This is a genomic window from Streptomyces similanensis, assembly GCF_039543625.1.
Taxonomy (GTDB): Bacteria; Actinomycetota; Actinomycetes; order Streptomycetales; family Streptomycetaceae; genus Streptomyces; species Streptomyces similanensis.
In genome coordinates this window covers 1-13,843 of the sequence record NZ_BAABKC010000039.1, presented here as the reverse complement: position 1 = coordinate 13,843, position 13,843 = coordinate 1, and the positions used below count along the sequence as shown (strand labels likewise).

Annotated in this window: 13 protein-coding genes; 7 read left to right on the top strand and 6 right to left on the bottom strand. The window is 74.3% G+C overall.

Features of this window, described 5'->3' with window-relative positions; translation table 11 throughout:
- Window positions 1-88: 88 nt before the first annotated feature.
- The 7 genes from ABEB07_RS12955 (at window position 89) to hypA (ending at window position 6,879) form a co-directional block, all read left to right on the top strand.
- Window positions 89-922 (top strand): SDR family NAD(P)-dependent oxidoreductase, encoded by an 834-nt coding sequence (locus ABEB07_RS12955; protein WP_345668470.1) that lies wholly within the window; start codon window positions 89-91, stop codon window positions 920-922.
- Between the two features lie 72 nt (window positions 923-994).
- Entirely contained in the window at window positions 995-1,477 is a 483-nt protein-coding gene (locus ABEB07_RS12950) for an MSMEG_6728 family protein (protein WP_164589057.1), read from the top strand.
- A gap of 161 nt (window positions 1,478-1,638) precedes the next feature.
- Window positions 1,639-3,378 (top strand): hypothetical protein, encoded by a 1,740-nt coding sequence (locus ABEB07_RS12945; protein WP_345668469.1) that lies wholly within the window; start codon window positions 1,639-1,641, stop codon window positions 3,376-3,378.
- An 80-nt stretch (window positions 3,379-3,458) separates the two neighbouring features.
- Window positions 3,459-5,249 (top strand): nickel-dependent hydrogenase large subunit, encoded by a 1,791-nt coding sequence (locus tag ABEB07_RS12940; RefSeq protein ID WP_345668468.1) that lies wholly within the window; start codon window positions 3,459-3,461, stop codon window positions 5,247-5,249.
- Window positions 5,246-5,845, top strand: coding sequence for a NifU family protein (locus ABEB07_RS12935; protein WP_345668467.1), 600 nt, complete (start codon window positions 5,246-5,248; stop codon window positions 5,843-5,845). Before ABEB07_RS12940 ends, ABEB07_RS12935 begins: the two co-directional genes overlap by 4 nt.
- On the top strand, window positions 5,842-6,438 hold the full coding sequence (locus tag ABEB07_RS12930) for a DUF5947 family protein (protein WP_345668466.1): 597 nt from the start codon (window positions 5,842-5,844) through the stop codon (window positions 6,436-6,438). Before ABEB07_RS12935 ends, ABEB07_RS12930 begins: the two co-directional genes overlap by 4 nt.
- 81 nt (window positions 6,439-6,519) lie before the next feature.
- Window positions 6,520-6,879: a hydrogenase maturation nickel metallochaperone HypA gene (gene hypA / locus ABEB07_RS12925; protein ID WP_345668465.1), complete on the top strand. Its 360-nt coding sequence runs from the start codon at window positions 6,520-6,522 to the stop codon at window positions 6,877-6,879.
- 75 nt (window positions 6,880-6,954) lie between these two features.
- Here hypA and hypE read toward each other — a convergent pair whose 3' ends face one another.
- The 6 genes from hypE to ABEB07_RS12895 all read right to left on the bottom strand — a co-directional run bounded on the left by hypE (window position 6,955) and on the right by ABEB07_RS12895 (window position 13,574).
- Window positions 6,955-8,037 carry a hydrogenase expression/formation protein HypE gene (gene hypE / locus ABEB07_RS12920; RefSeq protein WP_345668464.1) on the bottom strand — a complete coding sequence of 361 codons (1,083 nt, stop codon included), beginning with the start codon at window positions 8,035-8,037 and terminating at the stop codon, window positions 6,955-6,957.
- Window positions 8,030-9,205 carry a hydrogenase formation protein HypD gene (hypD, locus tag ABEB07_RS12915; protein ID WP_176151564.1) on the bottom strand — a complete coding sequence of 392 codons (1,176 nt, stop codon included), beginning with the start codon at window positions 9,203-9,205 and terminating at the stop codon, window positions 8,030-8,032. The genes hypE and hypD overlap by 8 nt, the downstream gene beginning before the upstream one ends.
- Window positions 9,202-9,537, bottom strand: a complete 336-nt coding sequence (locus ABEB07_RS12910) for a HypC/HybG/HupF family hydrogenase formation chaperone (protein WP_345668463.1) — start codon at window positions 9,535-9,537, stop codon at window positions 9,202-9,204. Before ABEB07_RS12910 ends, hypD begins: the two co-directional genes overlap by 4 nt.
- A 122-nt stretch (window positions 9,538-9,659) precedes the next feature.
- The gene (gene hypF / locus ABEB07_RS12905; RefSeq protein ID WP_345668462.1) at window positions 9,660-12,011 is read right to left on the bottom strand and encodes a carbamoyltransferase HypF; all 2,352 of its coding nucleotides are present in this window, start codon (window positions 12,009-12,011) and stop codon (window positions 9,660-9,662) included.
- The gene (hypB, locus tag ABEB07_RS12900) at window positions 12,008-12,901 is read right to left on the bottom strand and encodes a hydrogenase nickel incorporation protein HypB (RefSeq protein ID WP_345668461.1); all 894 of its coding nucleotides are present in this window, start codon (window positions 12,899-12,901) and stop codon (window positions 12,008-12,010) included. Before hypB ends, hypF begins: the two co-directional genes overlap by 4 nt.
- Window positions 12,902-12,968: 67 nt before the next feature.
- A complete protein-coding gene (locus ABEB07_RS12895) occupies window positions 12,969-13,574 on the bottom strand; it encodes a hydrogenase maturation protease (protein ID WP_345668460.1) in 606 nt (201 codons plus the stop codon).
- Between the last annotated feature and the right edge of the window lie 269 nt (window positions 13,575-13,843).

Genomic DNA, 13,843 nt, shown 5'->3' with positions numbered 1-13,843 from the left:
CCTGGCCAGGGCGTTCCATGCGTGAGGCGGGCCGGGCGCCCGGCCGGGCCGGGTGGTTGGGGACGGCACAGCCGGTTACTCCGTCCCCATGGACGCCAACGACGACAGCAGGCCGCTCGCCCTGGTGACCGGGGCCTCCAGCGGCATCGGGTACGAGCTGGCCAGGCAGTTCGCGGAGCACGGCTACGACCTCCTCCTCAACGCCGAGGACGACCGTCTCGACCACGCCGCGCAGCGGTTGCGGGAGACCGGCGCCGAGGTGCGGGCGGTGCGCGCGGACCTGCGGGACCCGGCGGGCGTGGACCACCTGGTGGCCGCCACGACGGGTTCGAAGGTGGACGTGGCCGCGCTGAACGCGGGGGTGGGGATCGGCGGCGCCTTCGTCGACACCGACCTGGCCGACGACCTCTCCGTGATCGACCTGAACGTGACCTCCACGGTCCGCCTCGCCAAGCCGCTGCTGCGGGACATGGTGGAGCGCGGCGAGGGCAGCGTGGTGTTCACGTCCTCCATCGCCGCCACCATGCCGGGCCCCTTCCAGTCGGTCTACAACGCCTCGAAGTCGTTCGTGCAGTCCTTCGCGCAGGCCCTCGCGGACGAGGTGAAGGACACCGGGGTGAGCGTCACCGCGTTCCTGCCGGGGCCGACCGACACGGACTTCTTCCGGCGGGCCGACATGGGCGACACCAGGATCGGGGCGGGCCCCAAGGACGATCCGGCGCAGGTCGCCGAGCAGGCGTACGAGGCGGTGGTGAAGGGCCGGAAGAAGCTGGTCACCGGCTCGCTGAAGACGAAGGCGCAGGGGGCGGCGAACAAGGTGCTGCCGGACTCCGCCAAGGCCGCGGCGCACCGGAAGATGGCCGAGCCGGGGTCGGGGGGCAAGGGCGACGGGGACGGGGGCGGGGACGGTCGGCAGGAGTAGCCGGCGGCTCCCCCGCTCCCTGCCACCCCCTCCCACTCCCACTCCCCTCCATGACGCGTCGCGGGCGGACCCATGCAGACCTTCCTGCCGTATCCCGGCTTCACCGAATCCGCGCTGGCCCTCGACCGCCGCCGGCTGGGCAAGCAGCGGGTGGAGGCGCTCCAGGTGCTGCGCGGGCTGACCGTTCCCGGCTACGGATGGCGCCGGCATCCGGCGGTGCGGATGTGGGCGGGCTACGAGGAGGCGCTGGTGCGCTACGGCCTCGACGTGTGCCGGGTCTGGCGGGAGCACGGCCACCAGGACAGCTGCGCGGCCACCCTCGTCGCCGACCTCGCCGCCGCCCGCCCCGGCACCGAGGTGCGCGGCCAGCGGGAGCTGGCGGACGCGGGAGAGCTGCCGCCCTGGCTCGGCGACGAGGCCCTGCACCTGAGCCACCGGTCGGCGCTGGTGCGCAAGGACCCGGAGCGGTACACGCCGCTGTTCCCGGGGGTGCCCGACGACCTGCCGTACGTGTGGCCGGCGTCGGACCGCGCGTCGCTCGTTCCCGGCGACTGAGCGGACTTCGCGCGGCCGGGGCGCACGCGTGTGCTCCGGCGTCCGTCCCGGGTGTGCCGTTGCGCCGCCCGGTCGAACCCGCTGGCCCAAGGGGGCGGGGCGCGTGAGCGGTGCGGCGGCGGGGGGAAGGGATGGCGCACACGCCAACCCGAGGAGACCGGATGCCCGAGGCCGTGACCGAGAACGGCGCCGCCGACGCCGACGGCGCCGCCACCGCTGCCGCTGGGGACAGCGCCCTCCCGGCCGGCTCCGGTCCGGACGGCGGCGCCGTCGGCCCGGCGGGATTCGAGCAGCTGGGCGCGATCGCCGACGCGGTCCTCTACGAGGGCTACCTGCTGTATCCCTACCGCCGCTCGTCGCCCAAGAACCGGGTGCGGTGGCAGTTCGGCGTCCTGCTGCCACGCGACTGGGCAGAGCGGGACGGTCCGGTCACGGCCGGGCTGTCCGGTTCCGCCGACTCCTGGTACCAGCGGACCGAGTGCCTGGTGCGCGTGCGGCGGCCGGACGCCGTCGTACGGGTGCGGGTGCGGTACCTCCAGACCCAGCACAAGCAGGTGGAGGCGGCCGGGCCGGACGGCGGCCACCGCCCGGTCGGGTCGCTGCGGGCGGACGACGGGACGACGTGGCTGACCTTCGACGAGGCGGTGCCGTGCGCGAGCGACCTCGTCGTCGCCCTGGCCGACCTGCTCGACGGACGGGAGCACACCTCCTCGGTCGGAGCGCCGGGCGGCGAGGTGACCGAGCCGCTGCCCTCGGGCGCCGGCCGGGTGGTACGGCGGCGCGAGGAGATCCGGGCGAGCACGACGCTCACCGCCGAGCGGCTGGCGGACGACCTGGTCCGGCTCCGGGTGCGCACCGAGAACGCGGCACGGTCGACGGACCCCGGCGCGCCGCGTGAGGAGGCGCTGCGGCGGTCGCTGATCGCCACGCACACCCTGGTCGGCGGCGCGGGCGTGGAGTTCGTGTCGCTGATCAACCCGCCCTCGTGGGCGGCGCGGCAGGCGGCCGAGTGCCGCAACGCGTTCACGTTTCCGGTGCTCGGCGGTGCGCCGGCGCCGGGCGGCACGGCGGCGGCCGGCACGGCGGCGGGCCGCGTTACGGACCGCATGGCGTCAGGCCGCACGGTTACGGACGGCACGGTGCCGGACGGCACGGTGGCCGACGGCAGTACGGGGCCGCTGCTCCTGTCCGCGCCGATCATCCTGCCCGACCATCCGCAGATCGCCCCGGAGAGCCCCGGCGACCTGCACGACGCGGGCGAGATCGACGAGATCCTGACGCTGCGCACGCTGCTGCTGACCGACGAGGAGAAGGCCGAGGCCCGCGCCACCGACCCGCGCGCCGCCGAGATCATCGACCGCGTCGACAGCATGCCCCCGGAGGTGTTCGCCCGGCTGCACGGCGCGATCCGCTCACTGACCCCGGCGGACCCCGCCGACCAGGGGGCCGCCGTGGACCCGGCAGGGCCCGCCGACCCCTGGGACTTCGACGCCGAGCGGCCCGCCTGGTGGCAGGAGGGCGGCGACGACGGGCTGTCCCCGACCACCGACACGGTGCTCGTGGACGGTGTGCGGGTGGGCGGCGGCAACCGGGTCGTGCTGCGCCCCCGAGGCCGGGGCGCCGACGCCCAGGACATGTTCCTGGCCGGACGCACCGCGCGGGTCGCCGCCGTCTTCCACGACGTGGACGGCAGCACCCACCTGGCCGTCACCCTGGAAGACGACCCGGCGGCCGAACTGCACACCTGGTACGGCCGCTTCCACTACTTCCGCCCCGACGAACTCGAACCGCTCGACACACCTGAGGCACCGGGCACACCCGAGGCGTCGGACACACCCGAACCGCTCGGAGCGCACGAGCCACCCGAGGCGCCCGAGGCGCCCGAGGCTCGCGAGGCGTAGACACCCGCTCCCCGGAGACGGCGAGCACCGCGCACGACCACCCATCCATGACACACCCACAGCAAGGGGCGAGAACCGAGATGACGGCGACCGAGGCGCGTGCGGCGGGACGCAAGCCCGCACAGATCGTGGACATGTCCTGGGATCCGATCACCCGGATCATCGGCAATCTGGGCATCTACACCAAAATCGACTTCGCCAACCAGGAAGTCGTCGAATGCCGCTCCACCTCCTCCCTCTTCCGCGGCTACTCCGTCTTCATGAAAGGCAAAGACCCCCGCGACGCCGGCTTCATCACCTCCCGCATCTGCGGCATCTGCGGCGACAACCACACCACCTGCTCCAACTACGCCCAGCAAATGGCCTACGGCGTCAAACCCCCACCCCTGGCCGAACACATCACCAACCTCGGCGAAGCCGCCGAATACATGTTCGACCACACCATCTTCCAGGACAACCTCGTCTTCGTCGACTTCTGCGAAGCCATGGTCAAAGCCACCAACCCCAGCGTCCTCGCCCGCGCCGAGAACACGCCCGCACCCCACGCCGACATCCACGGCTACCGCACGATCGCCGACATCATGCGCGCCTTCAACCCCTTCGAAGGCGAGGTCTACAAGCAGGCGTTGAAAGTCTCCCGCGTCACCCGGGAGATGTTCTGCCTCATGGAAGGCCGGCACGTCCACCCCTCCACCCTCTACCCCGGCGGCGTCGGCACGATGCCCTCCCCCTCCCTCTTCACCGACTACCTGACCCGCCTCATGCACGTCATCGACTTCGTCAAACAAGCCGTCGCCATGAACGACGACGTCTTCGACTTCTTCTACGAAGCCCTCCCCGGCTACGAACAAGTCGGCCTGCGCCGCACGCTCCTCGCCTGCTGGGGCGCCTGGCAGAACCCCGACGTCGTCGACTACCGCTACGACACCATGAACACCTGGGGCAAAGCCATGTACGTCACCCCGGGCATCATCATCGACGGCCGCCTGCGCACCAACAACCTCATCGACATCAACCTCGGCCTCAGAATCCTCCTCGGCTCCTCCTACTACCAGGACTGGACCAACGAAGAGCCCTTCGTCACCCACGACCCCCTCGGCAACCCCGTCGACATCCGCCACCCTTGGAACCAGACCACCCTCCCCCACCCACAGAAACGCGACTTCGACGGCAACTACTCCTGGGTCATGAGCCCCCGCTGGTACGACAACGAAACCGGCGACCACCTCGCCCTCGACACCGGCGGCGGCCCCCTCGCCCGCCTCTGGTCCACCGCCCTGTCCAACATCGTCGACACCCCCTACATCAAGACCACCGGCCACAGCGTCAAAATCACCCTCCCCAAAGGCGAGTCACTGCCGGAAACGACGCTGGAATGGCACATCCCCAAGTGGTCCAACACCATCGAACGCGACCGCGCCCGCCCCTACTTCATCGCCTACGCCGCCGCCATGGCCCTGCAATTCCTCGAAGAGGCCACCACCCTCGTCCGCGCCGGCCACACCCAGGTCTTCACCAACTTCGAAGTCCCCGACGAAGCCATCGGCTGCGGCTTCCACGAAGCCGTCCGCGGTGTCCTCTCCCACCACCTCGTCATCAAGGACAAGAAGATCGCCAACTACCACCCCTACCCACCCACCCCCTGGAACGCCAGCCCCCGCGACCACTACGGCACCCCCGGACCCTACGAAGACGCCGTCCAGGGACAACCCATCTTCGAGGAGAACGGACCCGACACCTTCAAAGGCGTCGACATCATGCGCACCGTCCGCAGCTTCGACCCCTGCCTCCCCTGCGGCGTCCACATGTACCTCGGCAACGGCAAAACCCTCACCACCACCCACACCCCCACCTACGGGAGCCAGCCGTGAGCGAGCCGGAGCACGACTCCCCCGGCGGCCGGCTCGGGGACCCGGAGGTCGAGGCGCGGCTCGCCAGGATCGACGAGTTGCTCGCGGGACTGGAGTCCGCGCCCGGTCCCACCGTGCGCTCCGCGCTGGAGGCGGTGGGGCTGCTCACCGAGGTCTACGGCGAGGCGCTGACCCGGGTGGTGGAGCGCGCGGACGGGCCGTTCGCCGAACAGCTAGCCGAGGACGACCTGGTGGGGCACCTGCTGGTGCTGCACGGGGTCCATCCCGAGCCCCCGGAGCGCCGGGCCGCCCGGGCGGTGGAGCGGCTGCGGCCGGCCGTGCGCGAACGCGGCGGCGATGTGGAATGGGCCGGTCTGGACGGGCAGGTGGCCCGGGTGCGCCTGAGCACGGGCGGCGGGTGCGGCTCGGGGTGCGGCAGCGGCGGCGGCACGGCGGACGTCGCCGAGGCGGCGCGTGAGGCGGTCCTCGCCGCGGCTCCGGAGCTGACGGCGGTGGAGCCGGTGCCGGAGGAGCGGCGGTCGGCGCCGGCGTTCGTACCGCTGGGCACGCTGACGGTCCGGGATGGCGGCGCGGCCCGGACGCGGGAGACGCGGTGACCGAGGGCGGGGCGCTGGCCCGGCTGATCCGGTCCTCGGCCGACCGTACGGCGGCAGCGGCCACGGAGGTGTGCGAGCTGTGCGCCGCCCCGGTGGCCGGGGAACACCCCCATCTGTACGACGTGGAGCGGGCGGAGGTGCGGTGCGCCTGTCGTCCCTGTTCGCTGCTGTTCGCCGGGGACGGGACGGCCGGCGGCCGCTTCCGGCCCGTCCCCCGGCGGCGGCTTCGGCTGGACCGGGTGGACACCCAGGCCCTGGGGGTGCCGGTCGGCCTGGTGTTCTTCGTGCCGCACGCCGACGGCACGGTCACCGCCGAGGGGCCGAGCCCCGCCGGGTCCATGCGGTGGGAGGTGGACGCGGCGGCCTGGCGGCGGGCCGGTGAGCGAAGCCCCGAACTCGCGTCGATGGAACCGGATGTGGAGGCGCTGCTCGTGAACACCGTGCACGGGCTCGACCATCACTGGATCGTCCCCGTCGACGACTGCTTCCGGATGGTGGCCGTCGTGCGCCGGGAGTGGCGCGGTCTGTCGGGCGGCGGCCGGGTGTGGCCCGCCGTCGCGGAGTTCTTCGAGCAGCTGACCGAGCGGTCGTGAGCGGACGTCGCGGACGGCGGGAGCGGGCGCCGGTCCGGCAGGCGGCGTGGAGCGGGTGGCGCCGAGCACCAGGGAGGTGACGTGCACGAGTTGTCGATCGCGACCGCGATCGTGGAGCGGGCCGGGGAACTCGCCCTGGCGGACGGGACGGAGAGCGTCTCGGCGGTGACGGTGCGGGTGGGCGAGCTGTCCGGAGTGGTGCCCGACGCGCTGGACTTCGCCTTCGAGGCGGCCCGGGAGGGCACCGCGCTGGCGGGCGCCCGGCTCGTGGTGGAACAGGTGGCGGCGCGGGCGTACTGCGATCCGTGCGCGGCCGAGTTCGCGGTGGGCATGCCGCCCTTCTTCTGGTGCCCGCGCTGCGACCGCCCCTCACAGGATCTGCGCAGCGGGCGGGAGTTGCAGATCATCCGGATCGAATCGGATACCGCGTCCGTCGAGTGACACGGCGTCACGTGTGAAGCGGCCCCGTCGGCGTCCGAGGCGCCGGCGGGGCCGCTGCTTCTGGTGGGGAACGGATCAGCAGATGCGCGGGAGTTGTTCGCCCAGCGGCAGGTCCACCACGCGGGTGCCGCCGAGTCCGGTGGCGACGACGACCATGCCGGGATGCTCGGCGACGCACTCGCCGATCAGCGCGGCGCCGACGCCCTGCGGGTGGGCGTGCAGGGCGTCGAGGACGGCTTCGGCGTCGGCGGGCGGCACGAACGCGACGAGCCGGCCCTCGTTGGCCACGTAGAGCGGGTCGAGGCCGAGGAAGCCGCAGGCGTTGGCGACGGCCTCCGGGACGGGGATCGCGCGCTCGGCCAGCCGCACTCCGGTGCCGGAGGCGCGGGCGATCTCGTTGAGGGAGGCGGCGAGTCCGCCGCGGGTGGGGTCGCGCAGGACGTGCACGTCCGGGGTGACGGCCAGCATGGTCGCCACCAGGTCCGCCAGGGGCGCGGTGTCGCTGGCGATCTCGACCCCGAACTCCAGGCCCTCGCGGACGCTCATGACGGCCACGCCGTGCAGTCCGATGGGGCCGCTGACGATGACGGCGTCGCCGGGCCTGGCCCGCTGCGGGCGGATGTCCACCCCTTCGGGGACCAGGCCCACGCCGGCGGTGGTGACGTAGACGCCGTCGCCGTGGCCGGCCTCCACCACCTTGGTGTCGCCGGTGGCCACGGTGACGCCGGCCGCCTCGGCCGCCGCGCCCATGGCCCGGGCGATCCGGTCGACCACGGCCAGTTCCACGCCCTCCTCCAGCACGAAGGCGGCGGAGAGGTAGGCGGGCCGGGCGCCGCTCATCGCCAGGTCGTTGACGGTGCCGTTGACCGCCAGGTCGCCGAGGCTGCCGCCGGGGAAGAACAGCGGCCGTACGACGTAGGAGTCGGTGGAGAAGGCCAGTCGGGCGCCGCCCAGGTGGAGGACGGCGGAGTCGCCCATGGCGGCCAGGACGGGGTTGCCGTAGGCGGGGGCGAAGATGTCCTGGATCAGTTCGGCGGACAGGGTGCCGCCGCCGCCGTGGCCCATGACCACGACCGGCTGGTCGCGCAGCGGGACGGGGCAGGTCCAGTTCACGGGGTCGACGGGGGCCTCGGCCGCCGCGGGAGCCAGTTCAGCCAACGGGGTTCATCTCCTCCTGCGGGCTGCGCGAGCCCTGGGGCGTGCGCACCGGGACGGGGGCGCCCTGGACGGCGGCCGGTGCGCCCATCCGGCGGTACAGGTAGTAGGCGGCGCAGGCGCCCTCGCTGGAGACCATGGTGGCGCCGAGCGGGGTGCGCGGGGTGCACGTCGTGCCGAAGGCGGCGCACTCGGTGGGTTTGACCAGGCCCTGGAGCACCTCGCCGGCGCGGCACACCGCAGGTTCCTCGGTGCGGATGCCGGAGACGTCGAAACGGTGCTCGGCGTCGTGAACGCGGTAGGCGTCCGAGAGCCGCCAGCCGCTGGCCGGGATGCGTCCGATGCCGCGCCAGGCGCGGTCGGTGACCTCGAAGACCTCCTCCAGCATGCGCAGCGCGGCCGGGTTGCCGCTCTCGCGCACCGCGCGCGGGTAGGCGTTCTCCACCCGGTGCTCGCCGCGTTCGAGCTGGTGGACGGCGCGGCGGATGCCCTCCAGGATGTCCAGCGGCTCGAAGCCGGTGACCACGATGGGGACACGGTGGCGTTCGGCGAGCCGCGGGTACTCGGCGGTGCCCATGACGCTGCACACGTGTCCGGCGGCCAGGAACGCCTGCACCCGGCAGGCGGGGGCGGTCATGACGGCCTCGACGGCCGGGGGGACCCGTACGTGGGAGACGAGCAGGCTGAAGTTGTCCAGGCCCAGGCGGCGGGCCTGGTGGACGGCCATGGCGTTGGCGGGCGCGGTGGTCTCGAAGCCGATGGCGAAGAACACCACCTGCCGGTCGGGGTGCCGGCGGGCCAGCTGGAGGGCGTCGAGCGGCGAGTACACCACCCGTACGTCGCCGCCCTCGCCCTTGACCCGAAACAGGTCCCGGTCGGTGCCCGGCACCCGCAGCATGTCCCCGAAGGAGCAGAAGATCACGTCGGGGCGCGCGGCGATCTCCAGGGCCTTGTCGATCATCTCCAGCGGCGTCACGCACACCGGACAGCCGGGACCGTGGATCAACTCGACCTGTTCAGGCAGGAGTTGGTCGATGCCGTGCCGGATGATGGAGTGGGTCTGGCCGCCGCAGACCTCCATGAGCGCCCACGGCCGGGTGGCCGTCGCGCGGATCTCGTCCAGCAACCGCCGGGCCAGCTCGGGGTCGTTGAACTCGTCGATGTACTTCACCGGGCCTCACTCCCGCTCTCCTCGGCCGCGACGGCGCCCGCCGCCGGCGGCTGCGTGCCTTCGGCCTGCTGCGCCGCCTGCGCCCAGGGGTCGCCGAACTCCTCCTCCAGCAGTCCCAGTTGCTCGAACAGCTCCAGGGACGCGCGGGCCGACTCCTCGTCCAGGCGTTGCAGGGCGAAGCCGACGTGGACGATGACGTACTCGCCCACCCGCAGGTCGGGCAGGTACTCCAGGCACGCCTGTTTTCGCACTCCGCCGAAGTCGATCAGTCCGGTGAGCGGGTCGGCGCGGTGGTCGATCGACACGACCTTGCCGGGCACTGCCAAGCACATGGGTCACTCCGTCTCGTCGCTGTCGGTGGTCCGCCGGCCGGGCCGGCTGCCGCGGTCCGGCCGGGCTCGTACGGCGGCTTGGGGCGGCCCGGAGGTGGGCGGCGCGGTCACTCGCGGCGCGGTCACTCGCGGCGCCGTTCGTGCGCCGCCACGACCAGTTGGCCGAGGGCCAGGCCGCCGTCGTTGGGCGGGACTTCGCCGTGGCGCAGCACGGCGAGGCCGTCCGCCGCGAGCAGCGCGGCGCACTCCTCCTCCAGCAGGCCGTTGGCGAAGACGCCGCCGCTGAGGACGACGGTGGTCAGGCCGGTGGCCGCGCGGGCGCGCCGGCAGATCTCCGCGACCGCCCGCGCCACCCCGCGGTGGAACCGGGCCGCGAGGACGGGCGCCGGTGTGCCGCGCCGCCGGTCGGCGAGGAGGGCGCGCAGCATGGGCGCGGGGTCACAGCGCAGCGGGCCTACCCCGTCGGTGAACCCGAAGGGGTAGGCCGCTCCGTCCGCGTCCCGGGCCTCGGTGGCCGCCGCTTCCAGTTCCAGGGCGGCCTGCGCCTCGTAGCCGGCGCGGTGGCAGACTCCGGCGAGGGAGGAGACGGCGTCGAAGAGGCGCCCCATGCTGGAGGTCGGCACACAGGCGAGCCCGCGCTCCAACTGCCGTCTCAAGAGGCGCAGTTCCTCGGGCGGGCAGGCGGCGACGCTGGGCAGGTCGGGCGCCCAGTCGAGCCCTGCGGCCCACAGCCGGGCGAGCGCGACCCGGCACGGGTTGGCCACCGCGGCGTCGCCGCCGGGCAGCGGTGCGGGGGCGAGGTGGGCGAAGCGGCGGTGGCCGGCGTAGTCGGCGAGCAGCACCTCGCCGCCCCACACGGTGCCGTCGTCGCCGTAGCCGGTGCCGTCGAAGGCGACGCCGATCACCGGGCGGGCGCCGTCGAGCCCGTGTTCGGCCATCGCGGAGGCGATGTGTGCGTGGTGGTGCTGCACGAACACCGGTTCGCCGCCGGTCAGTTCGGCGGCCCGTCGGCGGGCCAGGCGGGCCGAGTGGTAGCCGGGGTGCCGGTCGGCGGCGACGAGACGCGGGGTGACCGCGGTCAGCCGCAGCAGGTGCCGCTCGGCCCGGCCGGCCGCCTCCAGGCCGGCCAGGTCGCCCAGGTCGCCGATGTGCGGTCCGAGCCAGGCGTGCTCACCCTCGCCGACGCAGGGCGCGTTCTTCAGGTCGCCGCCCACCGCGAGGGCGGGGCGCACCGGGAGCGGGAGGCGCAGCGGGCGCGGCACGTGGCCGCGGGAGCGGCGCAGCGTCTGTCCGGTGCCGTCGGGGCGCACCCGCAGCAGCGAGTCGTCGCACGGTACGGCGATGGGGCGGTCGTGGGCGAGCCAGGCGTCGGCGAGGCCGGCGAGGCGGGTCGGCGCCTCGGCGTCGTCGGTGACAATGGGCTCGCCGGAGCGGTTGCCGCTGGTCATGACGAGCACGCGGGGGCCGGGCGGGTCGCCGGGCAGGCCGAACAGCAGGGTGTGCACGGGGGTGTAGGGCAGCAGGACGCCGATGTGGGGGCTGCCGGGGCACACCTCGGCGCAGACGCGGAGGCCGTCGGGGCGGGTGCGGCGGCGCAGCAGCACGATGGGGCGAGCGGGGCCGGTGAGCGCGGTCCGCTCGCCCTCGGTCAGGTCGGCGATCCGCTCGGCGGTGGCCAGGTCCGCGCACATCACCGCGAACGCCTTGCCGCCGCGTTCCTTGCGCGCGCGCAGGGTGGCGACGGCGCGCGCGTCGGTGGCGTCGCAGGCCAGGTGGTAGCCGCCGACGCCCTTGACGGCGACGACGCGTCCGGCGGCGAGCAGGGCCCGGGCCGCGGTGAGCGCCTCGGCGTCCCGGGCCGGGCGCAGTCCGCTGCCCTCGGCGGGCTCCAGCCGCAGCCGGGGGCCGCAGTCGGGGCAGGCGACGGGCTGGGCGTGGAAGCGCCGGTCGCCGGGGTCGGCGTACTCGCGGGCGCAGGCGGGGCACAGCGGGAAGCCGGCCATGGTGGTGGCGGGGCGGTCGTAGGGCATCGCGGTGGCGATGGTGAAGCGGGGGCCGCAGTGGGTGCAGGTGATGAAGGGGTGCCGGTGCCGGCGGTCGGCGGGGTCGGCCAGTTCGCGCAGGCAGTCGGGGCAGGTGGCGGTGTCGGGCGGGAGGTGGGTGCGCCCGGTGGAGCCCTCGGTGGGGCGGATGGCGAACGGGGCGGTGCCGCCGGTGGCGGGCAGTTCCTCGGCCCCGACGCCGGTGACGGCGGCCAGCGGCGGCGGCCGCCGGGTCAGCCGGTCGCAGAACCGGGCGACGCCGTCCGCCGGTCCCTCGACCTCGATCAGCACACCGCTCGCGGTGTTGCTCACGAACCCGGCCAGCGCCAGGTCGGCGGCGAGGCGGTGCACGTACGGCCGGAAGCCCACGCCCTGCACGGTGCCCCGCACGGTGAGCCGGCGGCGCACCGGGCCGGTGGCCGGGGCGGTCATGAGGCGGGGGCGGGGGTGACGGGCGGCGCGGGGTGGGGGCGGTCGGGGGCACCGTCGTGCGCGGGGTGGCCGGGGTGCTCGGGGTGGGGGCGCGCGTCGTCGTGCTCGTGGCCGTGGGTGTGACCGTGCTCGTGGGTGCGGGTGCGACCCTGAGTGTGGGCGTCGTCGTGCGGGGTGTCGTGGGTGTGGCCGTGGTCGTGGGGGCGGGGGGCCAGCGGCGGGCGGTGCGCGGGGGGCGCGTGGCGGGTGGCGAGGGCCCGTTCCAGGACGGTGTCGACGCCGTCGCCGGTGCGGGCGCAGGTCCGTACGATCTCCACCCCGGGGTTGACCCGCCGCACGTTCGCCCGGAAGGCGGCCTCGTCGAAGCCGGCGGGCCCGGCGAGGTCGGTCTTGGTGGTCACGACGAGGTGGGCGGAGCCGAAGGCGGTGGGGTACTTCAGCGGCTTGTCCTCGCCCTCGGTGACCGCCATCAGCACGATCCGCAGCCGCTCTCCGAGGTCGTAGGAGGCCGGGCAGACGAGGTTGCCGACGTTCTCCACGAACAGGACCGCGGTGTCGGCCGGGAGCCAGCCCTCCAGCCGGCGGCGCACCTGACGGGCCTCCAGGTGGCACAGGCCGTCGGTGAGGACCTGCCGCACCGGGGCGCCCGAACGGGCCAGCCGGCGGGCGTCGTTCTCGGTGGCCAGGTCCGCGGTGAGCGCGGCGACCGGCACGCCCCGCTCGACGGCGCGGGCCAGCACCCGGCCGAGCAGTTCGGTCTTGCCGCTGCCGGGGCTGGACAGCAGGTTGACCACCGTGACGCCCCGTCGGGTCAGCTCCTCGCGCAGGGCGTCGGCCAGGCCGTCGTTCTTGGCGAGCACGGCCTGCTGGACGTCGACGGACCGGCACATGGCTCATCTCCTCGGGGTCGGTGCGGAAGGGGACGGTCCGCCGGGCGCGGCGCGGGGACCGGGCCCCTCACCGATCCTGGGCCGCTTCGGCCGCCAGGCGCGGCAGCGCAGCCGTGTGCGGCGGCGCGGATTCGTCCGGGCGGCGCAACGGCGGGGTGGCCGCGGGGTCGGCGAGCAGCACCGGGACCATGGTGTGCAGGGCGGTGACGGCGTGCTCGACGGCCTCACGGACCGGGGTGCTGAGCCCCGGCATGATGTCCTCGTCGCCGCGCGGCACCGTCTCGGGTTCGCAGGCCAGCACGAGGACGCGCGGCAGCGGGCCGTCGCCGAGATGGGCGGCCAGGGCCAGCACCCTGGCCGGGTCCATGCCGTGCGCCTCCGGCGGGGCGCAGGCGGCGTCGGCCGGCGGCTCCGCCTCGATCAGCGACAGGGTGCCGGGCCGGTGGCCGCGCGGGGCGGCGTCGACGAGGACGGCGGTGTCGTACCCGGTGAGCAGTTCGTAGGCGAGGTCCAGTCCGCGGATGCCGAAGTCGCGCACCCGGACCTCGGGCGGCAGCGGACGGTCCTGGAGGGCGCGCAGCACCTCGGGGCCGAAGGCGTCGTCGGCGAGGAAGATGTTGCCGACGCCGGCGACGAGCAGCCGGGCGGGCGGGGCGGTGTCGTCCGTGTCCATGACGCGGAATGTTCGCCCTCTTGTCCGGCCGGGCGAAGGACCGGCGCGGCGTTTCGCGCGGCCGGACGGGCGCCGTCCGCCATCCGGATCCCGTTCCCGGGGGGCCACGCAGGTGTCCTGGGAGACGGCGTGTCGTTGTGTTACTTTCCGTTGATGTGATGTAACAGTCTGCGCATGATCTGGCAGCAGAACATCGACAGGTCCCCCGCCCGGCCCGCCGGGGCCGCCGCTCGCCCCCCGCGGCGCGCGCTGCGCGGCGCGCTGCTGGC